Annotated in this window: 28 protein-coding genes; 7 read left to right on the plus strand and 21 right to left on the minus strand. The window is 71.2% G+C overall.

The features are described 5' to 3' along the window. Together PV350_RS07890 and PV350_RS07895 are read left to right on the plus strand one after the other, a co-directional pair. Nucleotides 1–775 (plus strand): C40 family peptidase (locus PV350_RS07890; RefSeq protein ID WP_500333220.1); only part of this gene is annotated, 775 nt, incomplete at its 5' end. 131 nt (nucleotides 776–906) lie between these two features. Then, a complete protein-coding gene (locus tag PV350_RS07895) occupies nucleotides 907–1,635 on the plus strand; it encodes a DinB family protein (RefSeq protein ID WP_499508954.1) in 729 nt (242 codons plus the stop codon). Here PV350_RS07895 and PV350_RS07900 read toward each other — a convergent pair. The 4 genes from PV350_RS07900 to PV350_RS07915 form a co-directional block, all read right to left on the minus strand. After that, the gene (locus PV350_RS07900) at nucleotides 1,625–2,392 is read right to left on the minus strand and encodes an SDR family oxidoreductase (protein WP_500333221.1); all 768 of its coding nucleotides are present in this window, start codon (nucleotides 2,390–2,392) and stop codon (nucleotides 1,625–1,627) included. The two genes, PV350_RS07895 and PV350_RS07900, sit on opposite strands and share 11 nt — an antisense overlap. Nucleotides 2,393–2,552: 160 nt before the next feature. Next, a complete protein-coding gene (locus tag PV350_RS07905; protein ID WP_500333222.1) occupies nucleotides 2,553–3,302 on the minus strand; it encodes a zinc-binding dehydrogenase in 750 nt (249 codons plus the stop codon). Then, the gene (locus PV350_RS07910) at nucleotides 3,259–3,492 is read right to left on the minus strand and encodes a hypothetical protein (RefSeq protein WP_500333223.1); all 234 of its coding nucleotides are present in this window, start codon (nucleotides 3,490–3,492) and stop codon (nucleotides 3,259–3,261) included. Before PV350_RS07910 ends, PV350_RS07905 begins: the two co-directional genes overlap by 44 nt. 17 nt (nucleotides 3,493–3,509) lie before the next feature. Beyond that, entirely contained in the window at nucleotides 3,510–3,815 is a 306-nt protein-coding gene (locus tag PV350_RS07915; protein ID WP_499508951.1) for a putative quinol monooxygenase, read from the minus strand. Between the two features lie 110 nt (nucleotides 3,816–3,925). On the opposite strand from PV350_RS07915, the gene PV350_RS07920 reads away from it, so the two are divergent. Beyond that, a complete protein-coding gene (locus PV350_RS07920) occupies nucleotides 3,926–4,486 on the plus strand; it encodes a winged helix-turn-helix transcriptional regulator (RefSeq protein ID WP_500333224.1) in 561 nt (186 codons plus the stop codon). 133 nt (nucleotides 4,487–4,619) lie between these two features. On the opposite strand, the gene PV350_RS07925 is transcribed toward PV350_RS07920, so the two are convergent. Both PV350_RS07925 and PV350_RS07930 read right to left on the minus strand, forming a co-directional pair. Then, entirely contained in the window at nucleotides 4,620–5,369 is a 750-nt protein-coding gene (locus tag PV350_RS07925) for a lysophospholipid acyltransferase family protein (RefSeq protein ID WP_499508949.1), read from the minus strand. A 242-nt stretch (nucleotides 5,370–5,611) separates the two neighbouring features. After that, nucleotides 5,612–6,250, minus strand: a complete 639-nt coding sequence (locus tag PV350_RS07930) for a hypothetical protein (protein ID WP_500333225.1) — start codon at nucleotides 6,248–6,250, stop codon at nucleotides 5,612–5,614. A gap of 500 nt (nucleotides 6,251–6,750) precedes the next feature. Here PV350_RS07930 and PV350_RS07935 point away from each other — a divergent pair, with 500 nt between their 5' ends. Both PV350_RS07935 and PV350_RS07940 read left to right on the plus strand, forming a co-directional pair. Further along, nucleotides 6,751–7,704, plus strand: a complete 954-nt coding sequence (locus tag PV350_RS07935) for a PASTA domain-containing protein (protein ID WP_499508947.1) — start codon at nucleotides 6,751–6,753, stop codon at nucleotides 7,702–7,704. A gap of 89 nt (nucleotides 7,705–7,793) precedes the next feature. Next, nucleotides 7,794–9,305, plus strand: coding sequence for an FGGY-family carbohydrate kinase (locus PV350_RS07940; RefSeq protein WP_499508946.1), 1,512 nt, complete (start codon nucleotides 7,794–7,796; stop codon nucleotides 9,303–9,305). 23 nt (nucleotides 9,306–9,328) lie between these two features. Here PV350_RS07940 and PV350_RS07945 read toward each other — a convergent pair whose 3' ends face one another. Both PV350_RS07945 and PV350_RS07950 read right to left on the minus strand, forming a co-directional pair. After that, nucleotides 9,329–9,856, minus strand: a complete 528-nt coding sequence (locus PV350_RS07945) for a DinB family protein (protein ID WP_500333226.1) — start codon at nucleotides 9,854–9,856, stop codon at nucleotides 9,329–9,331. Nucleotides 9,857–9,956: 100 nt separating this feature from the next. Next, nucleotides 9,957–10,499: a DUF302 domain-containing protein gene (locus tag PV350_RS07950; RefSeq protein WP_499508944.1), complete on the minus strand. Its 543-nt coding sequence runs from the start codon at nucleotides 10,497–10,499 to the stop codon at nucleotides 9,957–9,959. 184 nt (nucleotides 10,500–10,683) lie between these two features. On the opposite strand from PV350_RS07950, the gene PV350_RS07955 reads away from it, so the two are divergent. Next, complete coding sequence (locus tag PV350_RS07955; RefSeq protein WP_499508943.1) at nucleotides 10,684–11,463, plus strand: SDR family NAD(P)-dependent oxidoreductase; 780 nt, start codon at nucleotides 10,684–10,686, stop codon at nucleotides 11,461–11,463. A gap of 4 nt (nucleotides 11,464–11,467) precedes the next feature. On the opposite strand, the gene PV350_RS07960 is transcribed toward PV350_RS07955, so the two are convergent. After that, nucleotides 11,468–11,920: a MarR family winged helix-turn-helix transcriptional regulator gene (locus PV350_RS07960; protein WP_500333227.1), complete on the minus strand. Its 453-nt coding sequence runs from the start codon at nucleotides 11,918–11,920 to the stop codon at nucleotides 11,468–11,470. A gap of 311 nt (nucleotides 11,921–12,231) precedes the next feature. Here PV350_RS07960 and PV350_RS07965 point away from each other — a divergent pair, with 311 nt between their 5' ends. After that, nucleotides 12,232–13,407: an alpha/beta hydrolase family protein gene (locus PV350_RS07965; RefSeq protein WP_500333228.1), complete on the plus strand. Its 1,176-nt coding sequence runs from the start codon at nucleotides 12,232–12,234 to the stop codon at nucleotides 13,405–13,407. A 70-nt stretch (nucleotides 13,408–13,477) separates the two neighbouring features. Here PV350_RS07965 and PV350_RS07970 read toward each other — a convergent pair whose 3' ends face one another. From PV350_RS07970 to PV350_RS08025, 12 genes are all read right to left on the minus strand, one after another. Beyond that, nucleotides 13,478–14,101 (minus strand): isochorismatase family protein, encoded by a 624-nt coding sequence (locus tag PV350_RS07970; RefSeq protein ID WP_499508940.1) that lies wholly within the window; start codon nucleotides 14,099–14,101, stop codon nucleotides 13,478–13,480. A 111-nt stretch (nucleotides 14,102–14,212) separates the two neighbouring features. Beyond that, a complete protein-coding gene (locus PV350_RS07975) occupies nucleotides 14,213–14,995 on the minus strand; it encodes an IclR family transcriptional regulator (protein WP_499508939.1) in 783 nt (260 codons plus the stop codon). 59 nt (nucleotides 14,996–15,054) lie between these two features. Next, nucleotides 15,055–15,999 carry a DUF6282 family protein gene (locus tag PV350_RS07980; RefSeq protein WP_499508938.1) on the minus strand — a complete coding sequence of 315 codons (945 nt, stop codon included), beginning with the start codon at nucleotides 15,997–15,999 and terminating at the stop codon, nucleotides 15,055–15,057. A gap of 31 nt (nucleotides 16,000–16,030) precedes the next feature. Continuing rightward, nucleotides 16,031–17,029 carry a cyclase family protein gene (locus PV350_RS07985; protein WP_499508937.1) on the minus strand — a complete coding sequence of 333 codons (999 nt, stop codon included), beginning with the start codon at nucleotides 17,027–17,029 and terminating at the stop codon, nucleotides 16,031–16,033. Continuing rightward, nucleotides 16,995–18,206, minus strand: a complete 1,212-nt coding sequence (locus PV350_RS07990; RefSeq protein ID WP_500333229.1) for an MFS transporter — start codon at nucleotides 18,204–18,206, stop codon at nucleotides 16,995–16,997. Before PV350_RS07990 ends, PV350_RS07985 begins: the two co-directional genes overlap by 35 nt. Before the next feature lie 21 nt (nucleotides 18,207–18,227). Continuing rightward, the gene (locus PV350_RS07995) at nucleotides 18,228–19,583 is read right to left on the minus strand and encodes an MFS transporter (RefSeq protein ID WP_500333230.1); all 1,356 of its coding nucleotides are present in this window, start codon (nucleotides 19,581–19,583) and stop codon (nucleotides 18,228–18,230) included. A gap of 49 nt (nucleotides 19,584–19,632) precedes the next feature. After that, nucleotides 19,633–20,553: a cupin domain-containing protein gene (locus tag PV350_RS08000; RefSeq protein ID WP_500333231.1), complete on the minus strand. Its 921-nt coding sequence runs from the start codon at nucleotides 20,551–20,553 to the stop codon at nucleotides 19,633–19,635. Then, complete coding sequence (locus PV350_RS08005) at nucleotides 20,550–20,942, minus strand: Zn-ribbon domain-containing OB-fold protein (protein WP_499508933.1); 393 nt, start codon at nucleotides 20,940–20,942, stop codon at nucleotides 20,550–20,552. Before PV350_RS08005 ends, PV350_RS08000 begins: the two co-directional genes overlap by 4 nt. Beyond that, nucleotides 20,939–22,081, minus strand: coding sequence for a thiolase domain-containing protein (locus PV350_RS08010; RefSeq protein WP_500333232.1), 1,143 nt, complete (start codon nucleotides 22,079–22,081; stop codon nucleotides 20,939–20,941). Before PV350_RS08010 ends, PV350_RS08005 begins: the two co-directional genes overlap by 4 nt. Before the next feature lie 8 nt (nucleotides 22,082–22,089). After that, nucleotides 22,090–22,752, minus strand: coding sequence for a 3-oxoacid CoA-transferase subunit B (locus tag PV350_RS08015; protein WP_500333233.1), 663 nt, complete (start codon nucleotides 22,750–22,752; stop codon nucleotides 22,090–22,092). Continuing rightward, nucleotides 22,749–23,480, minus strand: a complete 732-nt coding sequence (locus tag PV350_RS08020) for a CoA transferase subunit A (protein WP_499508930.1) — start codon at nucleotides 23,478–23,480, stop codon at nucleotides 22,749–22,751. The genes PV350_RS08015 and PV350_RS08020 overlap by 4 nt, the downstream gene beginning before the upstream one ends. Next, nucleotides 23,477–24,295: an HpcH/HpaI aldolase family protein gene (locus tag PV350_RS08025; protein WP_500333234.1), complete on the minus strand. Its 819-nt coding sequence runs from the start codon at nucleotides 24,293–24,295 to the stop codon at nucleotides 23,477–23,479. Before PV350_RS08025 ends, PV350_RS08020 begins: the two co-directional genes overlap by 4 nt. Between the last annotated feature and the right edge of the window lie 278 nt (nucleotides 24,296–24,573).

The raw sequence follows: 24,573 nt of genomic DNA on the forward strand, positions 1-24,573 counted from the left end.
GGCCCGCGAGCAGTCGGAGCTCAACGACCTCCAGGACGACCTCGGCACCCTCGCCAGCGCCCAGTACCGCAGCGGCGGCATCGACCCGACGCTCCAGCTGTTCCTCTCCGCCGACCCGGACACCTACCTCGACAAGGCGTCCGCCCTCGACCAGCTGAGCACCAAGCAGGCCGAGGCGCTCCAGCAGATCGCGGAGAAGAAGCGCACCCTCAACCAGCAGAAGGCGGAGGCCGCGAGCAAGCTCAACGAGCTCGACGAGACCCGCACCGAACTGGGCGAGAAGAAGAAGGAAGTCCAGGCGAAGCTCGCCGAGGCGCAGAAGCTCCTGAACTCGCTGACCGCCTCCCAGCGCGCTTCCCTCGCCGCCGCCGACGCCCGCGCCAACCGCTCCAACGAGCGCGTCGACCTGGGCAACGTCCCGCCGGCCTCCTCGCTCGCCGCCGCCGCCCTCGCAGCGGCCAAGACCAAGCTCAACCTGCCGTACGTCTACGGAGCTTCCGGTCCCAATGCCTTCGACTGCTCCGGCCTCACCTCCTGGGCCTACGCCCAGGCCGGCGCACACATACCGCGGCCTTCCCAGTTGCAGGCCAACGCGGGCACCCGCCTGTCGATGAGCCAGCTCGCGCCCGGCGACCTCGTCCTCTTCTACGGCGACCTGCATCATGTCGGCCTCTACGCGGGCAACGGCATGGTCCTGCACGCGCCGCGCACCGGCACGCTCGTGCGCTACGAGTCCATCAACAACATGCCGTTCCAGTTCGGCGTCCGCATCTGAGCGCTGTGCACCATGCGCCCCGTGCCGAGCGCTGAGGGCGCGGGCCGGGAATTCGGTCGCGTCCCGTGAGGTGAGCCGTTAGCTTCGCCTGTGCGCAGCGACGAAACGCGACCGCGGAGGGAGCCGGGCACATGGCGACAGAGGGCGCGCGGACCGACCGACTGGGTTTGCTGCTCGAACAGTTCGACCACGCCCGGGAGATGGCCCAGGTGCGGCTCGAGGGGCTCGGCGACGAGGAGTACCTGTGGGAGCCGGTGCCCGGTTGCTGGTCGATCCGTCGGCGGGGTGAGGCGAAGACGCCCAGGGCGTTCGGTCCGGGGGAGTGGGTGCTCGACCTGGGCGCCCCGGACATCCCGGCGAGCGAGTACGCGGAGGTGGCCCGGCAGGCCGCGGGCGGCATGACCATCGACAAGATCGCCGAGGACTGGAGCGTGAGCGTCGAACGGGTCGAGCAGGTCCTGGCCCACACCGGCCCGCCGGAGCCCGACCGAGCACCGTTCACGACCATCGCGTGGCGCCTGGGGCACCTGCACTTCTGTTTCGCGGGCGGATGGGAGTGGACCTTCGGCGAACGGCGGCACGAGCCCAAGCTGCTCGTCGACTTCACGCCCTCCGCGGCCGTGGCGCTCCAGCGGTTCTGGGCGGTGATCGACCGCTGGCGCGAGAGCGTCGCCACCGTCACCGACGAGCAGCTCGACACGATCGGCTTCTCGCAGTACCCGTACGGCTCCGACCCCGACGAGCCGTTCGTCGGCGTGCTCGCGGGCGGCAACCTGGAACTCATCCACCACATGGCCGAGATCGCCCTGCTCCGCGACCTGTGGCAGGCGAAGGGTGCCTCCGAGGCCCTTACCAGTTGATCTTCGCCATCAGGAAGGGCTCGCTCTCCGGGGCCTGCTTACGGGCCCGCAACACCTGCTCGGCCGGCGCGCCGACCGGCACGCGCAGCGCGGGCGCGGGCTGTTCGATCGTGTCGGCCACCACGGCGGCCACCTCCTCGGGGGTGATGAGCTCACCCCGGAGGGCGGGCAGGGCCGCGTAGAGCGGGGCGTAGGGGTCGTCCTCCTTCAGGAACACCTTGGCGCGCTCCCCGCCACCGGAGGAGACGGCGCCGGGTTGCACGATGCTCACCTTGATGCCGAAGTGACCCGTCTCGATGGCGAGCGTCTCGGCGAGCGCCTCCAGCGCCCACTTGCTGGCGCCGTAGGGGCCGATCATCGGCAGCACCAGGCGTCCCTGGATGCTGGAGACGAAGACGAGACGACCCGCCCCCCTTTCGCGCATGGCCGGCAGCACCGCCTGCGCCACCCGCAGCGCTCCGAGGGTGTTGAGCCGGAAGAGCCGCTCGACCTCCGCGAGCGGGACGCTCTCCAGGGGTGCGCGTACGGTCTCCCCGGCGTTGCTGACCAGGACGTCGACCTCGCCGGCGTCCTGGACGGCCTGGTCGACGCTCTCCTGATCGGTGACGTCGAGCCGCAGGCGCCGGTCGACGGGGAGGCCGACCAGCGTCTCCGGGCGGCGTGCGGTGGCGATCACGCGATGGCCCCGAGCCGCCAGCTCGACGGCGATGGCGCGCCCGATGCCTTGGGACGCGCCGGTGATGAGTACGGACGACATGATCGACCTCTTCGTTGCGGTGGGCGATGTGCCATGGCCGGCCGGACGGCCCGCGCGGCACGGGTGGATCAGGAGTGGCCGACGCGCACGAGGAGCTTGCCCGTGTTCGTGCCGTCGAAGACCTTCTGGAGGGCTGCCGGGGCCGCGGTCAGCCCCTCGATCACGTGCTCGCGGCTGCGCAGCTCGCCCCGGCTACCCGGGGCAGGAGGTCGGCCTCGATCTCGTCGAAGCGCGCCTGGTGGTCCATGTAGATGAAGGCCTCCATCCGCGCCCTCTTGGGCAGCAGGTGGAACCAGTTGTGCAGGGGGCCCGGGCCGCGTCCCCCGTCGTAGCGGGAGATCGCGCCGCACAGGACGACGCGGGCGTCGACCGCCAGGTGCGGGAGCAGCGCGTCGAGCGTCGCCCCGCCGACGTTGTCGAACACGACGTCGACTCCGTCGGGACACAAGCGCGAGCAGGCCGCCGACACGTCCTGCTCCCGGTAGTCGATGCACTCCTCGGCGCCGATCTCCCGCACCCACGCGCACTTGTCCGGCGTTCCGGCCACACCGATCACCCTGGCGCCGACGGCGACCGCGAGCTGGACGGCGATCGACCCCACGGCGCCGGCCGCCGCGGTCACGACGACGGTCTCGCCCTTCTTCGGCCGCCCGATGTCGTGCAGCCCCGGCCAGGCGGTCTGGCCTGCGATGCCCAAGGTGTTCAGCGAGGCGTGCAGGGGCACGCCTCCGGGGACGCGGCGCAGGACGGCGCCGTCCACCAGGGCGTCCTCCTGCCAGCCGAGCAGACCGCAGACCCGGTCCCCGACGGCGAAGCCGGGGTGCTGCGTCCCGGTCACCGTACCGGCGCCCAGGGCGCGCATGACCTCACCCAGGGGTGAGGGCGGGAGGGAAGTCGGGATGTCGTTCATCCAGCTCCTGGCCGCGGGCGTCCAGCGACATCCACCCGACCTCCACCAGCACCTGTCCCGCTTCGAGCCGCGGCACGGGAACGTCCTCCTCGTAGCGCAGGACGCCCTCCTGCAGCGGCCCGACCAGCGTGGCGGGCCGCTCCGCGAGGACGTACCTGCGCGTTCGCCCCGGGCTTCCGGACATGGTCATCGCTCGCCCTCCCCGCGTCAGACGGCGGTCTTGTCGCCGACGAGGTTGCCCCGCATGAGCCACGTCGGGCCTTCGGCGTAGGCGGCGGCTTCGGCGAAGAACGCCGCGAAGTACGGTCCGGTGGCGTGGGTGTTGAACGAGTCCACGTCCGCGTAGACCTCGTTCAGGTAGAAGACGTCCGGGTTCTGCTCGTCGGCGATGACCTCGAACCGGTGGGAGCCGGGCTCGTTCGCGAGGGAGTCCTGCGCGGTCTTCCGGGCCGCCCGCACGAAGTCGTCGCGGTGATCGGGCTGGACGGTGAAGGAGACGAGGAACTGGTACATGCGGCATGCTCCCGAGCTCAATGCGGCCAGTTCAGTGACTGAACTGATCTCGGGTCCACGGTAGCACCGATCAGTTCGGTGAGTGAACCGCTCCTGGTAGGATGGTGGGCATGACCCTGCCCAACACCTACGCCGACGGGAACTGCCCCCTCGCGCGGACGCTGGAAGTCGTCGGAGAACGATGGACGCTCCTGATCGTCCGCGACGCGTTCTACGGGGTCCGGAGGTTCGGGGACTTCGCCACGCAGCTCGGGATCCCGCGGGCCGTCCTCACCAGCAGGCTGAAGACGCTGGTGCAGGAAGGCGTGCTCACACGCGACGACGCGGCGGGCGGCGTCGAGTACCGGCTCTCGGCCAAGGGCATCGCCTTGTGGCCGGCCGTTCACGCTCTGATGAACTGGGGGGAGTCCTTCTACTCCCCGAACGGAACCAAGCGCCTCATCCGCCATGACCTCGACGGGGGCCTGCTCGACCCCGACGGACGCTGCCGGGAATGCGGTGCGGCCGTTCCGGTCCCGGAAATCCGCATGGAACCCGGACCGGGCTTCCGGCCTCAGGGGGCCGACGACGATCCCGTCTCCAGCGCGATCAACACCCCGCGGCGGCTGCTCGAGCCCATCGTGACGGCGCGCACCCCGGCGCGGGGGCGGGGGCGCGACCGGAGCGTGTGACGGCTGGGCCCCCGGGCGCCGCTGAACGGCCCGTGGCGGAGAACCCTCCGCCACGGGCCGTGACACGTCCGACGATCAACTCACCTGTGGGCAGTACCCATTGCCGCTGCGCGCGTCCCCGCAGCGCCGCGGGTCACCTGCCGCGCTCGCGAGCGGCGCGGCGCACGCTGTGGCGTTCGGCGGGCGGCTGCTCGGCGCGGATGTCGGCGAGGAGCGCGGTGATGGCGGTCATGATGTCCTCCGTGGCGTCCTTCAGAACGCCCGGCGTGAGCTCCTTGCCGTGGTGGCGGCTGAGGTCGACCGGGGGTCCCGCCACGACGTGCACGGTCTGGCGGGGCACCAGCCACACCCTGCGGTTGCCGCGTCCCCCGCGCGCGTAAGGCGGTGCGATCCGGTGCGCGCCCCACTGGGCGACCGGGATGACGGGCGCGCCGGTCGTCAGCGCGATGCGTGCCGCACCTGACTTGGCGGCCATCGGCCACAGCTGCGGGTCGCGCGTGACGGTGCCCTCCGGGTAGACCGCGACGCACTCTCCCTTGTTGACGGCGGCGATCGCGTCCCGGAGCGCCAGCGCGGCGTCGGCGGTTCCACGGTGGACGGGGATCTGGCCGGTCTTGCGCAGCACCATGCCGACGAAGGGGATGGTGAAGAGGGAGGCCTTGGCCAGAAGCCGGGGCGGCCGACCGCTGTTGTACTGGAAGTGCCCGTAGGTGAGCGGGTCGAAGTACGAGATGTGGTTGACGGCGGTGATGAAACCGCCCTCGGCGGGTATGTGCTCGTGCCCGCGCCACCGGTGCCTGACGAGGACGAACAGCACGGGTTTCGCGATGGCCGCGGCCAGCCGGTACCAGAAGCCGTAGGGGTTGTGTGATCTGCCGGACACCCGGGTTCCTCCCTCACATGCGCGGCGCTGACCGGCCGCTCGTTCCTGTTGTTCCCCGGTGCGTGGCAGGCCGGTGGCGTGTCAGGCGTCCTCGTCGGCTCACCGTTCGCCGGGAGCGCCCTGCACGTCCGACAATTTACTTGATCAGGCAAGAGCCTAATGGGTGTGTGGTGCAACGATCAACTTGCCTCCCGGCCGTCGCCCCCGGCCGTGGCCTGCCGCCTGTCGCCTGGATCGCGGCGTCAGCCGCCCGGAAGGCCGACGGCGTCCGGTGTGCGACCGGCGAGCCAGACGGCGATCCGCTCCTTGAACGCGCGGATGACGTAGGGGCTGGCGTCAAGCACGATCCGCTCCAGGTGCCGCAGGACGTTCTCCGAGCGGTCCGGGTGGCGCACCGTGAGCACGTCGACGCCGGCCTCGCCCGTCGAGGCGCAGAGGTACACGCTGCCGTCGAGGGCCATCATGGCGAAGCCGGGATGCCCCGCGTGGACACCGAGGAACGCCGATGCCGCGCCCCGTCCCATGATGTCCCAGCGCTCCAGGAGCCGGACCCGCGCCCAGACCGCCGGCGCGACGTGGCCGCCGTTGTGCAGGTTCCACAGGGCGGCCTGGTGCGTTCGGGCGCCCTGCGGAAGCTGGACGAGGAATTCGCGGCGATGGTCGAAGAGCCCCGAGGCGACGGCGAGGTCGTACCAGTCCTCGTTGAGCCGCTCGACGAGCCGTGGGGTGTCGTACGGGTGGGAGATGTTGCCGCCCACGTCCTCGGTCGCGTACCCGTGGACGAACGGCATCGTGCCGTCCGGCACGGCGTTCGGGATCACCTCGAGGCCGGCCCGCCGCAGCGGCCGGTACACCTTGCGGTCGCGCTCCCGGATGCCCATCGGCGCCTGTTCTACCAGGCCCGCGGCGGTCCGTCACCCGACTTACCGGAGCCGACGGGCGGAGGCGGCCGGCCGCCTCCGCCCGGTGTCCCCGCCGGCGACTCGGGACGCCCGGGCAAGCGGGCCGGGCGCCCTTCGGTGCGCGATGCGAAGACCGGGGATTTCCCGCCGGGGCCGGGTGCCGCTTCCGGCATGGGGCGCGTGCTCAAGTTGCCTGGGAGGTAGGGCTGTTCCCGTACGTCGAGGAGGTCTCAAGCCGGCTGAGCGACAGTCAGACCGCTGGCCGGGGTGGGTTGTTCGGCGGCCGGCTGGCGCGTGCGGTTCGCCGCGTCCGGTCGGCTGGGATGGCGAACCCACGAAAGCCGGTCAAGAGCGTCGACAGGGACTGGTTCATCCGATAATCTCCCGCAATCTCAGGCGAAGTCCACCATCCTTCCCACTCAGCAGACCGGTGCGACGAAGACGCCGCCACCCGTCGGACTCGCCGGCAAGGAACGCAAGTGAACCCGCAGAACTCCCCGTCCTGGGGTGCCGGATGGCAGTCCCCGCCGCAGGCCCAGTCCCCGGGCACCCCGGGCCGACGGAAGTGGCTCAAGCGCATCGGCATCGGCGCCCTGATATTCGCCCTCGGCGCCGGAGGCGGCGCCGCCGTCACCGCCAAGGGGGACACCGAGAGCAGCGCGAAGGCCAAACCGTCGCCCACGGTGACGGCCACGGCGACCGTGGCGCCCGCGGCCATGACCAGTCAGGTCGAGAGCACGCTCGCCGCGGCGGAGCACGTCGCGCGGAAGCACGGCTACACGGTCTCCGCTCATGACGCGAGCAACCAGGATGCCGCTCCCGGTGACGACTGGACCGTGTGCTTCGAGCAGGTCACCTACCACAGCGTCGACTTCGCCACGGTGCCCGGCGGCGCCCCGTGCCCCAAGGCGGACGGCAGGCCGATCCCTTGGCCGACCATGCCGGCGGTCGTCGGCCGCAGCTACGAGAAGGCCCTCGAGGCCGTCGGCAAGGTGACCGAAGGAGACGTCACGCTCAAGGCCGCCTACGCGGACGAGGACGTCGACGACGTCTCCGCCGAGGAGGGCGACTACGACACCTGGAAGGTGTGCTTCCAGGCCCCCGGCCCCACGACGCAGGTCAAGAACGATCCGACGGTGACGCTGTGGCTGACGGAGGGGGCCTGTCCTGCCAAGAAGGGCACCTACAAGGACAGGACCAACGACCCGGACTACTCCCCGCCGGTCCGCGACGACGACGCGCCCAGCTCCGGAAGCGGCTCGGCCGGAAGCGGTGACACGAGCACCACGTGCGAGATCGTCTCCAACGCGGGCAACTGCTACAACGCGGGTCAGTTCTGCCGGGCCGCCGACGTCGGCCGGTCCACGCACGCCGGCAACGGCCGCCTGATCTTCTGCCGCGACGAGGGCAGTGTGAACCGCTGGAACTACTGAATGCGGGGCCGGCGGCGAATGATGCGCACCCGTCCACAGCAGGACCGCGTTTTCGGTGTTACGGCCCACCCGTGTGGTGACATGCAGGTATGGCCTTCCTCGGTGTCGACGTCGGCACATCCAGCAGCAAGGGCGTCCTGGTCGACGCATCGGGCACGGTGATCGCGACCGCCGTGCGCACCCACACCGTCTCCCGCCCGAGACCAGGACACGTCGAGATGGACCCCGAGGTGTGGTGGCGGGAGTTCTGCGCCATCACCCGCGACCTCCTGTCCGGCGGTGTGCGCGTGGAGGCGGTCGGCGTCAGCGGCATGGGCCCGTGCGTCGCCCTGGCCGATGCCGCGAACCGGCCGCTGCGTCCGGCCGTCCTGTACGGCGTGGACACGCGGGCCGTTGCGCAGATCGCCCGGCTCGACGCCGAACTCGGCCGCCTGGCCGTCCTCGACCGGTGCGGGAGCGTGCTGTCCACGCAGGCGGTGGGGCCGAAGGTGGCCTGGGTGGCCGAGCACGAGCCCGAGGTGTTCGGTGCGGCACGGCGGCTGTTCATGCCGGCCTCCTTCCTCGCCCACCGGCTCACCGGCGCCTACGTGCTCGACCACCACTCGGCAAGCCAGTCGGTCCCCTTCTACGACAGCCGGGCGCAGGAGTGGTACCGCCCCTGGGTGGACGCGGTGTGGCCGCACGCGGAGCTGCCCGAGCTGCGCTGGCCCGGTGACCAGGCCGGCACGGTGACGGCCGGGGCGGCAGCGGCAACCGGGCTCCTGCCGGGGACACCCGTCCTGACCGGGACGATCGACGCCTGGGCCGAGGCCGTCAGCGTCGACGCGACCCGGCCGGGCGACCTGATGCTCATGTACGGCACGACGATGTTCCTCATCGCCACCGTCACCGGGCAGCTGCGCGTGCCCGAACTGTGGAGCACCGTGGGCGCCTTCCCGGGCACACGCTCACTCGCCGCCGGCATGGCCACCTCCGGCGCGGTCACCGAGTGGCTGCGCGGCCTGTTCGGCTCACCCGGCCGCGCGGACCTGCTGGCGGAGGCCGCGGCCAGCGGCGTCGGCGCGCGCGGGCTCGCGATGCTCCCGTACTTCGCCGGTGAGCGGACACCGATCGCCGACCCCGACGCCCGCGGGGTGATCGCCGGTCTGACCGTCGAGCACACCCGCGGCGACCTGTACCGGGCCGCGCTGGAGGCCACCGCTCACGGCGTGCGCCACAACATCGAGGCCATGCGCCGGGCGGGCGCCGGCATCGAGCGGGTCGTCGCGGTCGGCGGGGGCACGCAGGGCAGGCTCTGGACGCAGATCGTCTCCGACGTCACCGGGCTGCCCCAGGACATCCCCACCGTCACCGTCGGAGCCGCCTACGGGGCCGCCCGGCTCGCCGCCCGATGGGACGGTGGAACGACGGCCACCGCGACGTGGAACCCCGTCCGCGAGCAGTGCGTACCGGACCCGGCCACGGAGGCCGCGTACGCCAGGCTGCACGGCCTCTACCGGGAGCTGTACCCCGCGACCCGCGACACGGTCCACGCCCTCGCCCGCCTCCAGCGTGACGCCGCGGGCATCGCGGACGCCGGGCCCGGCCCTTCGGCTTCCTGACGAACCCTCACGTCCCGCTGCGGTCAGCCACGGGCGTAGGGGTCGCCGCCGAGCCAGGTCGTGCCGTCGATCAGTTCGCGGGCGGCGTCCAGGTGGCCGCTGTGGCAGGCGACCTCGGTGAGCACGTGGATCAGGATGTGGCGCACGTCGGGCAGCCGCCAGTCGGGCCAGATCTCCTCGGGCCAGGCGGCGGGCGGCTGTTCGAGTGCCGTGGAGGCCAGGACGGCGTCCGCACGCTCGACGGCCGCCCGGTAGTCGGCGAAGACCTCCTCGGCAGTCATCGTCCCGGGCACGGACCAGTGTGCCTGCGCCCCTGCCGTGAGCTGCCGGGCCACAGCCGGCTCGCCCGCGATGACGCCGGAGAACCAGAAGCGTTCGACGTCCAGGGTCAGATGGCGCACCAGCGCCAGGCAGCTCCAGCCGCTGGGCAGCACCGGCCGGCGCAGGTCGTGCTCACAGAGGCCGGCGAGGATCCCGAGGACATGCTCGCGCTGCCGGTCCAGGCCGCCTTTGAGGGCGTCGAATTCGGCTTGCCCCGTCGTGCTCGTCATCCACGCGCCTCCGTCAGCCGCACACCGCATCCCTGACTCCGGGCGGATGCTACGCCGGGGGTACGACAACGCGGGCCGAGGACCTAGGTGCGCCGCCTGGTCAGGTCAGCTCCTCGGGCACGGGGACCCCGAGGTGACGCAGGAGGACTCCGACCTTGCGGTCCAGCTCCCGCCCCACGTCGGTGATCTCGGGCCGCCCGAGCGCGGCGACCGTGTCGCTGGGGCGGTCGATCGCGAACAGCGCCTCCCCGGAGGGGGATTCGTGGACCGTGGTGCGCAGGGGGGCGTACATGAGGGCTCCGGCATCGTGCCGGTACATGCGCTCGGCGATGATGTGATTGCCCATCAGGTACTCCGTGCAGCGTGCCTGGTTCCCGGCGACGCCGAACAGGGGCTGCGCGTCGAACTTCCAGTAGATCATGAACCCCAGTGGGGCGTTCTCGTCCACCAGATCGCGCACGGCGCTCCACGTCGCCCGGGCGGCGACCAGTTCGAAGGTGCGCTGGTAGTCGAGCGGAGGAACGGCCTGTTCGTAGCGGGCGCGGAAGTCCTCGTAATCCTCTCCGACCGGGATCTCCAGTCGTGTGACGGAGCGGGGGAGTGCGTGGGTCGCGGGGTGGCTCGTCGTGGCGTTGTCGGCCATGACCTGCTCCCTTCTGGCCTGCCCTACAACAGTCAGCCTAGGGCGGTGGAGCGGTTCCGGCAGGGTTGCCGCCGGGTGCGAAGCGGTCTAGCCTCTATGGTGCAAATCGCGACAATCAAGACTTATTACTTTCTGTTTCGAGTGGGAGTTCCGCCTTCCGGCCCGACCGGCCAGGGGAGTGATCGTGTACGCACGTTTCGCAGAGAAGGTCATCCTGATCACCGGGGCCACCTCGGGCATGGGCTGGGCGACGGCGGAGCGCGTCGCGGGCGAAGGCGCGAAGCTCGTCCTCGCGGCACGCGGCCGGGAGGTCGGTGAGGCGCTGGCGGCCGACATCCGGGCCGCCGGAGGCGAGGCGACCTTCGTGCCCACCGACGTGACCGTGGAGGCCGATGTGGAGGAGGCGGTCGGGCAGGCGCTGAGCCGGTACGGCAGGCTCGACGGCGCGTTCAACAACGCGGGCGCCCCCACCGCCGACGGCAGGGTCACCGAGGTCGACAGCGGGGCCTGGCACGCGGACCTGGAGCTGAACCTCACCAGCGTCTTCTACGCCCTGAAGCACGAGATACCCGCGCTCCAGGCGAGCGGCGGGGGCGCGATCCTGAACAACGCCTCCGTCTGCGGCGTCGCCGCGTACCCGCACATGGCCCCCTACAACGCGGCCAAGCACGGCGTCATCGGGCTCACCCAGTCGGCGGCGCTGGACGCCGCCGCGGCCGGCGTCCGGGTCAACGCCCTGGTCACCGGCGGTGTCGACACGCCCTTGTCGCGGGCTCTCGCGCGGGCCGACCCGGACCTGACGCCGGAGGACTCCTGGCGCTCGGCCGAAGCGATGCATCCGCTCGGGCGGATGGCCCGGGCGGAGGAGATCGCCGCGTTCGCGGCGTTCCTGCTGAGCGACGAGACCGGGTTCATTACCGGAGCCGCGCTCGCGATAGACGGCGGGATGACCGCCCGCCTGTAGACGGTCAGTCCCCGGCCGCCGGGCGCCGCCGCCGGGGCGTCGTGGCCTCGTCGAACCGCTCGGTCTGGAGTGTGGTGATCCGCCGGAACGCGTCCTTGAAGCGTGCGTACACCTGCGCGCCGATCTCCTCGGCGTGGCGCTCCTCGATGGCGGCCATGATGGCGTCGGACTTGCGCATCTGGTCGCGTCCCAGGGCGGTGGGCACGATCAGTTTCGCGCGCCTGTCGCTGGGGTCCGGGCGGCGCTCCACGTAGCCCAGGGCTTCGAGTTCGTCGATCAGATTGCCGATGACCTGTTTGTGGGCCCCGGACAGCCGGGACAATTCCGTCGCCCGGCTGCCCTCTTCGTCGATGTATCCCAGGACCGCGCCGTGCTGGGGGCGCAGCTCGGGATGGCCCTGCTCGGCGAGCTTCTCGAAGAGTTCCTTCTGGACCGAGAAGAGCAGGCGTGCGGACATGATCCCGATGTCAGGATCCGTCACCTTCCGTTCACTGCGCCGCACGGCCGGCCACCCCTTTGCGTCTGGAGTCCCTCACTACGGTCGATCGTAGTGTGGCGGCCTCGCCGGGTGCCCGCTGTGCATCCGGGGCGCACCGCCCGTGTGTTCACCGCGGTGGATGACCGCGCACAGGGCGCCCGGCCCTCCGCCCGGCTTCCGCCCTCACTTGCAGCCGTCCCCGCGGACACCTAAGGTTGAATAGTCAAGATCAGTGACTATCAAGTTTGCTCACTAATTGTGTTCCGTGCATCTCCCGTCAGGAGCTGAGGATGTCTGTGATCGAGCTGACGACTTTCGTCGTCGCACCGGACAGGACGTCGGACATGCTGTCGGCACGCTCCGGCATGCTGTCGGCGTTCCGCAAGGACCGCAGGGGCTTCATCGGCGCACGCCTGGTGCGCGTCGCCGACGACACCTGGCTGGACGTCGTCGAATGGGCGGACGCACTGGCCTTCGACGAGTCACGCGCGAAGGGGGGCAACCTCCCCGAGATCGCCGCGTTCTTCGCCACGATCGACCGGCTCGTCAGCGCCGACAGCGGGGTGCGCTACGACGACGCGGCCGATGGCTCCCGAGCCGTGCGGACCGTCGCCTACGGACCCGGGCCGTCCCAGGTCGGAGAGCTCTACCTCCCCGAGGGCGAGGGTCCCTTCCCCGTCGTGGTCCTGGTGCACGGCGGATGGTGGACGGCCATGTTCGACCGCCGGCAGGTCGTACCGCTGGCCGAGGACCTCGTGGCGCGCGGCTACGCCGTCTGGAACGTGGAGTACAGCAGGATCGGTGAACCCGGCGGTGGGTGGCCGGGGACGTTCGACGACATGGCCGCGGCCGTGGACGCCGTCGCCCACCTCGACCCGGCGGTCGACGCGAGCCGAGTACTGGTGGTCGGACACTCGGCGGGCGGGCACCTGGCCACATGGGTCGCCCACCGATCCGCCCTGCCGGACGGCGTTCCCGGCGCGCATCCCAGGGTCAGGCCCATCGCAGTGGTGTCGCTGGCCGGCGTGCTGGACCTGGTCCACGCCGACGCGGTGGCACTCGGCAACGGCATGACGGACTCCGATGCCGACGTCCCGCCCAACGCGCCGCCGCCGTCCCACGCCGACGTGTGGCCGGCGGTGGCCGCACAGGCCGGGGACGGCATCGCCCGGCTGCTGCTCGGAGGGAGCGTCGCGGAACACGCCGACCGGTACGCGGTCGCTTCCCCCGTCGAACTCGCCGACGGCGGGGTCCCGGTCCTGGTCGTCCACGGCTCCGCCGACGAGGTGATCCCACCGGCCTACGCGCAGACCTACGCGCAAGCGGCCACGGCCAAGGGAGCGGACGTCACGCTCGTGATGTCACCCGGAGCGGACCACTTCGACGTGATCGACCCGGACGGGCACGCCTGGGGCGTGGCCCGTACCTGGCTGGACGAGCGGCTGCGGCAGCAGACCGGCGAGTAGCCGAGGCGACATGCGTCATCCCGGTGCCGGGGCCGATGGCGGTCCCGGCACCGGGACGAGACGCGCGGCGCTACGTGCCGTACGCGGCGGAGATCTGCCCGACGAGCACGGCGAACGGCATGTCGAGGGCCGCGTACACCTCGGCGGCCTTGGCCGAGGCGTTGTCGCCGAGGATCTCGACCATCAGCGTGGCGTAGTCACCGACGATGACGCCCGCCTGCTGGAGCCGGATGAGGCCGGCCTCCCGCTTGGCGGCGGAGAACGTCCCGGACGCGTCGAGCGCGACGTAGGTGTCGTAGCCCTCCGCGGCGGCCGCGATGGCGGGCAGCGTCGCGCACACCTCCAACGAGATGCCCGAGAAGATGAGCTTGCCGCGCCCTGTGGACGTGATGCGCTCACGTACCCGGTCGTCGTGCCAGGCGTTGACGGTGCTGCGGTCGATGACCTTGGCCCCGTCGGGCAGCACTTCGGCCAGTTCGCCGATCAGCGGACCCCACAGGCTGTCCGCGGAGGTGGTGGTGACGACGGTCGGGACCCCGAGCACTTGCGCCGCCTTCGCCAAGGCCACCACGTTGTGCTTGAGCTCCAGCAGACCGGTGTCCCGCACGCCGCTGTAGAGGCCCACCTGGTGGTCGACCAGGACGAGGGCGCTGTTGTCGGGGGTCAGGAACTCGTGGAACTTGTTGTCCGGCATGGTGCACGCTCCTGCAGCCGGAGAGATGGATGAACCTCGATAGTCAACATAAGTGACTATATTCGACGCTAACTCGCGCCCCGGCCGTCTGCAAGCGGCCGAGCCGCAGGCTCAGACGGCCGGGTCGCCCAGTGCCGCATCGCGGGTGCCGGAGCCGCCCAGCTCCTCGGTGATGGCGGCGGCCGTCCGCAGGAGCGCCGACTCCATCTCCGTCGCGTGCTCCGGCAACGAGGACGTGGTGCCCACCAAGGCCACCGTGGCCGCGACGTCGTGTTCGTCGAAGACGGCCGCGGCCAGCACCACGCCGTCGATCGAGGGCACCCGGATCCGGCTGAGGCCGCGGGACCGGCACGGCTCGAGCGTGCCCTCGAGCGCCGTCCGCGCCTCGTCCGGAATCCGGGCCAGGTACCGCTTCACCCTCTCCTCGTCCTTGGACAGCGCGACGAACAGCCGGGTCTGCGCCGAGTCGGGCCCCAGGGTCGAGCCGATCCGGACGGTGATCAGGATCGGATGGGTGCCGGCCTCGGAGACGAGCGAGACCACGGGACCGGACGCGCCCCACAAGGACAGCACCACCGACCGGCCGGTCTCGACCGACAGCGCGTCCATGTGACGAGGGGCGGTGTCCAGCACCCGCCGCTGGCCCTGGGCGACGGCGCCGAGCTGCAGCAGCAGGCGCCCGGGCATGTACGCCGACGCGTCGTCCGGCGCGCGTTCGAGGATCTCGTCGAGGACCATCGAGGTGAAGTAGCGGTGCACGGTGGTCCGGTTGAGGCCGATCTGCGCGGCGGCCTCGGCGACGGTGACCTTCGGCTTGTTGAGGGTGAACAGCCGCAGGATTTCCGCGACGCGGTGCACCGCCTGGATGTCGCCGGTGCCGCCCCCGCTGGTCAAGCCCGCTCCTCACGTCGCTCGCACATCGAGCGGACTCTACCGAGCCACCGGCCCGGGGTTCAAATGGACAGCAGCTGAGCGGCGTTTCCTCCCGTCATCGACCTGATGTCGGCGGGTGCCACGCCCTGGTCCAGCAGCACCCGGACCATCCTGCGGTACGCGGTGACCGGCAGCGGATTGCCCTTCTGCCCGAGGTCGGAGGAGAGGATCGTCCGGCCGGGACCGGCCGCCCGGTAGAACGCGGCGATCCGGTCGAACGGCTCGGCCTTCGGCTCCCGGCCGACCAGCATCGCCAGGCAGTGCTCCACGAAGGCGCCCTTGCGGCACCAGTCGCCGATGCTCGAGGGTGAGGCGCCGAGGACGAAGTCGGGGTGGCTGACCACGATCCGCGTCACGCCCGCCTCGAGCGCGCCTGGGATCAGCACGTCGATCTCGTCGGCCGGCAGGTGCCCGCAGTTGAGGATGGCGGACTCGGCCGCGATCACGTCGAGGATGTCGCGGGTGGCGGCGTTGAGCCTGCCGGACCCGTCGAGCACGCTGATCGGCTCGTTCTCGCGCAGCGGTACGCCCGCGACCGGGAAGCCGCTGTGGTGGTGCGCGTGGAACTCAAGGTGCGCCCGCGAGGCGATCGTCGGGAACCACACGACCTTGCCGCCCATGCGCAGGGCCAGTTCGACGGCGTAGGGGTTGAGCCCGCCGACCGTGTGGTTGAGCGCGACGCCCCCGTAGACCTTGACCGGGACGTCCTGCAGCCCGGCCTGTTCCAGCGCGAGGATGTCGGTCTGCATGCTGTGGTGGTGCGACTTGGCCACCAGGGCGCGGAACCCGAGGGAGGCGGCGTCGGTGGCCGCGTCGATGATGGACATCCGGCGGGGGAACGGGCTGGGGCCGGGGTGGGTGTGCAGGTCGACGGCGCCGGTGAGCAACTCGTCCACCTCGGGGTCGGCCTGCAGCCGGTCGGCGTCCAGCGCCGGGTCCCACAGTGCGTTCACGGTCTGCGTCATGCGTTCGTCCTTGTCTGTGTTCGGGTCAGGGCTACTTGACGGCCAGCGCGTTGGGCGGTGATCCGACCCCTCCCAGCAGGTTGAGCGGCTTGGCCGTCAGCAGGAACTCGTAGACCCCGTCCGCGGCGCAGTCCTCGGCCAGTTCGTCGAGCTTCCACAGTTCGCCGATGATCAGACCGAGCAGCGCGATCAGCGGGCGGTGCATCATGCCGTTGTGCGAGGGCCCGCGCAGGGGCGGCGGTTCGTCCGGGTCCACCCAGCCGGAGCCCGGATCGACCGGGAACGACTCCAGCCCGCCGTTGTCCGACGCGGCGACGGAGATCCGGTGGTCCCACAGCCACGCGAGCATCTCCTCCGACTGGTGCAGGCCCGGGCTGCCGGTGCGCGCCGCGCGCTCTTGCGGTGTGCAGTTCAGCCAGTGCCGGGCCCATCCTGTGTGGAGCAGCAGGATGTCGCCCGGGCGGAACTCGACCCCGAAGTGCAGGGCCATGGCGTCGAGGTCGGACGGTGTGATGCCCCGCGGCGCGTTCGGCGCCAGCGGTTCGCCGATGCTGTCGAACCAGCGCACCGCGTCGAGCAGGACGCCCCGGCCCACGATGCCCTTCTCGGCGAGGAGCTGGATGCCCAGCGAGGGAGTGCCCACGTCGATGTCGGACTCCTCGACGCCCCCGTAGAAGCCGTGCCGGGGGTGGCGGATGTGCCGCAGCCCGTCCACCTGGGAGGTGGACTGCAGGTAGAACGAGTCCAGCCAGTCGTCCCGGTGGTGGGGGTTGTTGGCGAAGATGTGGTGCGCGGTCGGCGGCCGCGTGCCGGCCGGGCTGGGCACGAACGTGTTCAGCGGGTGGTCCAGGTTGAACACCCGGCCGCGCCGGACGAGCGCCGCGCCGTCGAGGGCCGACTGCGGGGTGAGGAAGTTCAGCGTGCCGAGCTGGTCGCCCGGGCCGAACACGTGCCACGACGACCCCGGCGGGGCGTCGGTGCGGCGCAGCAGCTCCTCATAGCGCGGAACGGTCAGGGTGCCGGACTTCATCGGTTCTCCAGGGTCGGGGTCGGGGCGTGCGCATCCACGGCAGCAGGAACGGCACCGCCACCGCGTTGAGCACGAACAACGTGAGGTACGCGAGGACGTAGTCCTGCGTGGTCGCGTAGATCTGGCCGAGGACCAGCGGCCCGGCCGCGGAACCCAGGCTGGTCCACGTCTGGAACTGGGCGAACTTCCGGGCGAACTCGTCGATCCCGAACAGCTCCACGATCACCTGCGACCGGATCAGGATGGTGATGCCCAGGCTCTGCCCGATCAGCACGGCCCCGAGGAACAGGACCCACCCGTACGGCGCCACACCGACCAGGGCGACCCCGACGGCCTGGGCGCAGAAGCTGGTCACCGTCCAGCGGTGCAGGCCCAGCCGCCGGATGCCGGCGCTGCCGATCCACCGCGAGGCGACGGCCGCCGCGGTCGCGACCGAGACCGTCATGCGCGCGCCGGTGAAGTCCCGGGACAGCGCGGTCGCCACGATGTACGAGGTCGCGCCCAGTTGCGAGGCGCTGACCAGGCTGAACGCCACGACCAACGGCCAGTGCCGGAGGAGTCGCACCCGACCGGCCGGGACGACGGGCGCACGCACCGGCGAAGGCCGTGCCGTCGCCCAGGAGCCGAGCGCCAGCGCGCCGCAGCTGATCACCAGGAATCCCGCCGCGATCGCCAGGAACGACCGGGTGAGGGCCGCCTGCGTGGTCAGCAGCAGTGCCAGCACTGGTGAGACCAGGATGCCGCCCGCCGAGGAGCCGGAGGTCGCCAGTGCCATCCCGGCCGTGGGTCTGCCGTCGAAGACCCGCACCAGCACGATCGTCCCCACCACGACGAGTCCGCCGCTGAAGATGGCGCCCAGCGTCGAGAACGCGGCGATGACGACGATCCCGGTGGGACGGACGGCCATCGCCGTGATGGCCGCCGTCCCGCCCAGTACCGCGCCCAGCATCACCAGGTTCGGCCTGCGCTGTCCGAGCCGGGCGAACAACGGCCCGGTCAGGGCGCCCACCACGAAGAACCCGGTACTCGCCAGGGACAGCCCGGCCGCGCTCACCGTGCCCGAGCGGAGGAACGCCGCGATGTAGACCGGGATGCCGTACACCGCCACACCGCTGCCCGCGGTCTGCAGGACGAAGACGGCTACGGCGACGGGCGTGGCTTTCCTGTCCGGGCGCATACCTGGCCTTCGTGGTGAGTGTCATGCCGTGGCGCCGGCTCGTTCGCCCACCGTGTTCAGGTCGACCCCGCGGGTCTCCGGCCCGGCCGTGACGGCCGTCAGGATGATCAGTCCGCCGAACGCGGAGAGGATTCCCGCGGTGTAGTGGAAGGGCACGAGATGGGCCAGCCACAGCTGGTAGTAGGAGAAGAACGCGGGGATGACGACCGCGGTGCTGTACGCGACTCCCCAGCCCGACGACCGGACCGCGGTGGCGAAGCGCTCGTTGATGTAGGCCGGAAGCACGCCCAGCGAGCCGACGATGAACACGTTCGTCAGCGAGGCCAGGGCGGTCAGCCCGAGCCAGCCGTGCACGTGCCCGCTGCCCATCAGCGTGAGCGTGACCGGCGTCAGCAGGACCGTGGTCGTCGCGGCGATGTACAGCGCCCGCTTGCGGCCGATCCGGTCGCTCAGCCAGCCGTAGAAGAGGTAGGTCGCCATGCCCGGCCACGCGTTGACCAGCTGGGTGTGCGCGAGGTCGGACGCGGTGTAGCCCTCGTTGGACAGCAGCAGCTGCGGCATGACGCTGCCGAGCATGTTCACCGCGAAGAAGACGCCGGTCATGATGAGGTAGGACTGCAGGAACGCCCGGCCGGACGAGCCCTTGAGCATGTCGCGCAACGGCGACTTGGACCGTGCCGTCTCCTTGTAGACGTCCGAGTCCTCGACCCGCCGGCGCAGGAACCAGGCGACCCCCCAGGACAGCAGGGCGCCGATGAAGAACGGGATCCGCCAGCCCCACTGGACGTACGGCGAGTGCAGTCCGGCGTTCGGCGCGAACACCAGGACGATCGAGGTGAGCATGGCCACGAAGAACGGGCCGCCGCTGGCCGAGCACTGGATCAGCGCGCCGGTGAATCCCCGACGCCCTTGCGGCGCGTACTCCAGGGCCATCGGCGTGGCGGCGGTGTACTCCCCGCCGAGGAAGATGCCTTCGATGAAACGCAGCCCGATCAGCAGCGTCGTGGCCAGCGTGGGGCCGACCACCTCGGCGCCCGGCAGCAGCGCGATGAGCAGGGAGATCGTGCCGAACCCGTAGATGGTGATCGACCCGACCTTGCGCCGGCCGATCCGGTCCGCGAAGTGACCGAACAGCAGGGCGCCGATCGGACGGCCGATCAGGGTCGCGGCGAAGGTCATGCCGACGAACACCGAGAGCTGGCTGGGGGAGAGGTTCGACTGGAAGTAGACCATGGCGGGCAGCAGGGCCGTCGACGCCACGTAGATGGAGTAGGAGTCGACGGCGAAACCGGCCCAGGCGCTGGTGATCGCCCGCCGTCTGCGGGCCCGTAGGTCGGAGTCGGTCGATCTGGCCTTGACTTCGGTGGTGGAGGACATGGCAAGGGGTCCCTTCGGCGCTGAAGGCACGATGTCTGGTGGGCCGGGGTCAGTTGACCGGGGCGGGGTACTCGTCGGCGTTGAGCACCCAGCCGGGCTGTGCGGAGAAGTCGTGGCGCGGGCCGGCGAAGATGTCGATCAGGTGGTTGACGCCGGACCCGATGGCCTGCGAGGTGTGCACGGTGGGCGGCGGGATGATGGCGACCGAGGGGCTGCCGACGCGGGCGTGGTCCTCCGGCCGCCAGGCCGTGGCGTCGGGGCCCCACGGCGTCTGGATGTGGTGGACGTAGGTGCCGGCGACGACCAGGCTGCACTGCTCGAAGTCGTCGTGGGTGTGCGGCGAGAGCCGGTGCGGATCACGGGGACCGTTGCCCGGCTTGAAGAACCCGACCATGAAGGCGCGGGTGCGGAAGAGCCGGCCGAAACGTTCGGGGTCCTCCGGCACGTCGGCCATCAGGTAGGTGCGCCAGCGGTAGCCGCCGACCGGCTCCGGCCACGGCTCCAGCGGCGCGACCCGCGGGTGCGGCTCGGCGTAGCGGTCGGCGTTGGCCGCCCGTTCCGCCCACTCGGCCTCGTCGGACTGGATCAGTTGCACGATCGGCCCGGTGCCCGTGCTGACGATCTCGCTGGAACCGGGCGGGACGACGACCAGGGCCGGACCGTCGACCGCGTGCTCCTCGCCCGATCCGGAGCCGCGCAGCGAGCTGTTCCCGTCGATCAGCAGCACGACCTGTTCCGACGCCAGCTCGGCCGAGAAGATCGTGTCGCCGGGCTCCGGCTGGGTGTGGATCAGTACGAAGTTCTGGCCCCGCACGATCCACTGCCGGCTGCCCGCCGCGGTGACGGCGTCGGGGGCGGTGACGGAGAAGTCGAGGAACTGCGGCGCGGCGATCGCCTCGCCGGACCTCCGGGGTGTCGGTGCGGTCCTCGCGGACAGTGCGGAGCGCGGATCGTCCTTGGTGTAGGTCACGGGTTCTCCTCGAGGTGCTCGAAACGCAGGTGCAGGCGTCCTTCCTGGTCGAGCCCCCGGCTGAGCCGCACGGGCGTGCCGACACGCAGCGAGTCCGGGTCGGCGTCCAGGTGGGACAGGACACGAGGGCCTTCCGCCAGTTCGACGTAGGCGATGACGAAGGGGCCCTTTCCGGCGTGGTCGCCCTGACCGCGGTGGTTGACGGTGTAGGAGTGGACGGTGCCGGTGCCGGACAACGCCTCCCAGGCGAGGCCGTCCGACATGCAGTGCGGGCAGCGGGCGCGCGGGTACCAGACGAGCGTGCCGCAGTCGGTGCAGCGGGGGAGTTCCAGCCGGCCCTCGGCCAGCCCTTCCTCCAGGCGGGAGAGGACCGGGTCGTGCGGGGTCATGCGTCCTCCGATCCGAGCAACAGGGTGGCCGCCGCGGTGCGGAAGCCGAGATTGCCGCCGTGGCCCTGGACCAGGGCGATCCGGCAGTCCGGCACCTGGACCTCCGGTGCCGCCTCGCCGCGCAACTGGCGGACGGCCTCGATGGTGCGGATCATGCCGCCGCGGGAATCCGGATGGTTGTTGCACAGGCCGCCGCCGTCGGTGTTGAACGGCAGCCGGCCGTCGGCCCGCAGGGTGCCGCCGGTGACGAAGGCACCCCCCTTGCCCTTCTCGCAGAAGCCGAGGTCCTCCAGGCTCATCAGCACGGTGATGGTGAAGGAGTCGTAGATCGAGACGTAGTCGACGTCCTGCGGCGTCAGCCGCGCCTCGGCGAACGCGCGTGGCCCGGACACCGCGGCGCCGGTGTGGGTGAGGTCGATCCGGCCGATCGCGCTGTGCTTCACCGTCTCGCCGTGTCCCAGGACCTTCACCGTGCGGCGGGGGAGGGTGCGGGCGACCTCCTCGGACACGACGACCAGTGCGCCGCCGCCGTCGGTGGTCACGCAGCAGTCCAGCCGGCGCAACGGGTCCGAGATCATCGGGGAGCCGACCACCTCCTCGATCGTGACCGGCTTGCGCAGCAGCGCATGCGGGTTGTACTGCGCGTGGTGCGCGGCCGCCACCTTGATCTCCGCGAGCTGTTCGGAGGTGGTGCCGTACTCGTGCATGTGCCGGCGTGCCGCCAGGGCGTATCCGGCAGGCACGGTGATGCCGTAACCCGCCTCATAGGGGTGTTCGGGACCGCGGGCACCACCGGTGGTGCCGCCACCGCTCAGCGGGAGCCCGGCCATGGCGACCAGGGCCACATGGCACTTGCCGCTCGCCACGGCGGCCGCGGCGTGTCCGACGTGCATGGGGTAGGACGCGCCGCCGGCCTCGGTGACGTCCACATAGGACAGGTCCGTCAGTCCGAGGTGGTCGGCCATCGCGATCGAGCCGAGCCCGGGGACCTTCGAGCAGAAGAAGCCGTCGACGTCCGCCGGGCCGAGCCCGGCGTCGGCGAGCGCGCCGTAGGCGACCTCCGCGATCACCTGTGGCACGGTGCGGTCGGGGATCTTGCGCAGGGGATGCTCGAAGGCACCGGCTATCCGTGCGGACACCTGCCTGGTCATACGGGTTGGCCCCCTCGCAGATCGACGGTGTGGGTCGCCTCGGTGGTTGCTGTGACGTGGTCCGGGGTGATGCCGGGGGCGCACTCGCGCAGCGTCAGGACGCCGTCGACGAACTCGAACACGGCCAGGTCGGTGTAGACGCGGTCGACCACGCCCGGCCCGGTGAGCGGGAAGCTGCACCGCTTGCGCAGCTTGGGTTCGCCGTGCTTGTCGAGATGGGTCATCATCACCCAGATGCGACGGGCGCCGGCCACCAGATCCATCGCGCCGCCCACCCCGGGGTTGCCGCCGGGGACCAGCCAGTTCGCCAGGTCGCCGTTCTCACCGACCTGCAGCGCGCCGAGCACGCACAGGTCCAGCCGGCCGCCTCTGGCGATGGCGAAGGACAGCGACGAGTCGAAGGAGGCCGCACCCTCGAGCAGCGTGACGGGGTTCTTGCCCGCGTCGGTGACATCGGGGTCCGGCGCGCCGTGCGGCGCCGGGCCGACGCCCAGCAGTCCGTGCTCGCTGTGGTAGACGATCTCCCTTCCGGGCGTGGCCTGTTCCGGCAGGAGGAGCGGAGCGCCGATGCCCACGTTCACGCACCACCCGTCCACCAGGTCGTCGGCCACGCGGCGGGCCAGTTCCGCCCGGGTCAGGCCCTGCTGAGTGGTGGTCATCGCACCGGCTCCCCTGCGGTTTCCACGACGTGGTCCACGAAGGGACCGGGCAGGTGGATGTCGTCGGGCGGCAGGGATCCGCTGCGTTCGACGTGGTCGGCCTGCACGATCGTGGTGCGGGCGGCCATCGCGGCCAGCGGGTTGAAGTTGCGGGCACCGAGCCGGAACCGGAGGTTGCCGTACCGGTCCGCCACGTGAGCCTTCACCAGGGCGAAATCCGGGCGCAACGGCGACTCGAGCACGTAGGTGCGGCCGTCGATGACCCGGCTCTCCTTCTCCGTCAGCGTCTCCCGGGCTGTGCCGCCTTCGCCGTAACGGACCACGAAACCGCCGTCGGCGAGCATCGTCCCGGCCGCGGTCGGGGTGTAGAACCCGCCGAGGCCCGAACCTCCGGCACGCAGCCGTTCGGCGAGGGTGCCCTGCGGTACGAGTTCGATCTCGACGTCGCCGGCGAAGTACCGCCGGAAGAAGTCGGGGTTGACCGGGAAGGAGCAGGAGAGCCTGCGGACCCGGTTCTCCTTGAGCAGCCTGCCGATCCCGCGCTCGCCGGGCAGTCCCCGGCCGCCGTTGTTGGCGATGACGTGCAGCTCGCGCACATCGCGGTCGCAGAGCGCGTCGATCAGGTCGACGGGCACGCCGGTCTGGCCGAACCCGCCGATGGCGACGGACGCTCCGCTGCGGATGCGGGTCAAGGAGTCCGCGGCGCTGGGCCGGATCTTGTCGATCATCGGACGGCCACCGGCAGGGCGTCCCGCGCCTGTGAAAGCGTCCGCCGGGCGGCTCCGGAGATCATCCCGGTGTCGTTGCCGACCAGGATGAACCGGCAGCCCTGTTCGGCCCGCAAGCGGATCTGCTCCTCGCCCCGGGCCACGGTGCCGACCGGGACGCCGGCGCGGACCGCGGCGTTGATCGACCTGGTCACGGCGTCGTGCACGGCCGGCGAGCCGCCGGGCACCCCGAGGCTGAGCGAGAGGTCACCGGGCCCGATGAACACGGCGTCCACGCCAGGCGCGGTGAGGATCGCCTCGATGTCCTCGACCGCCTCCCGCTCCTCGACCATCGCGATCCGTGCGGCGTCCTCTTGACCCGCGCGCACGTACTCGGCCGCACCGCCGCTGATGCTGCCCCACAATCCGGCCCGGGCCGCCAGTCCCATCCCCCGCGTACCGGCGGGAGGGAACAGGAACTGCTTCATCGTCGCCTCCGCCTGCCCGGCGTTGGAGACGTGGGGAACCAGGATCCCGGCCGCTCCCGCGTCGAGGTAGCGCTGGCCGTCGCCGTATCCGTGGTCGGTGATCCGGACCAGCGGCGCGACGTCCATCCGGGAGTAGAGCACCACCAGGGAGTACACGTCGCGGACCGAGAGCAGGGCGTGCTCCGTGTCGATCACGACGAAGTCGAACCCCGCCGCGCCGATGATCTCGGCGATCTCCAGTGAGGGGATCTTGACGAACGTGCCGACCACGGGCGGGCCGGCTGACTTCAACAGCTGCTGGAACATGATCACGATCTCCGTCGATGAGCGGTGCCAGAGCGAGTTCATATTGCGAACACCTTGTTCGCGATACGCAGCATGGCACCGATGGCCCGACCGGGCAAGGGAGAGGACGGGATCGAAAAATCGCCGGCGCGCGACGGCCGCATCCGGGTCAGGCCACGGCCGTCCATGGGCCCAACGGCACGTCAAGTCCGCTCGCGCCGCAGGCGGTGAGCGGGACCCGGCCGTTGGCGGGAGCGGGCCCGGGCGTGGATGACAACACGCCGGCAGAACCTCGTTCGCGGTGCGTGCTGGTGATGACGGCGGTCGGCCGTCGCGCCGGT

This window comes from Streptomyces sp. PA03-6a, from assembly GCF_033792765.1.
Taxonomy (GTDB): Bacteria; Actinomycetota; Actinomycetes; order Streptomycetales; family Streptomycetaceae; genus Actinacidiphila.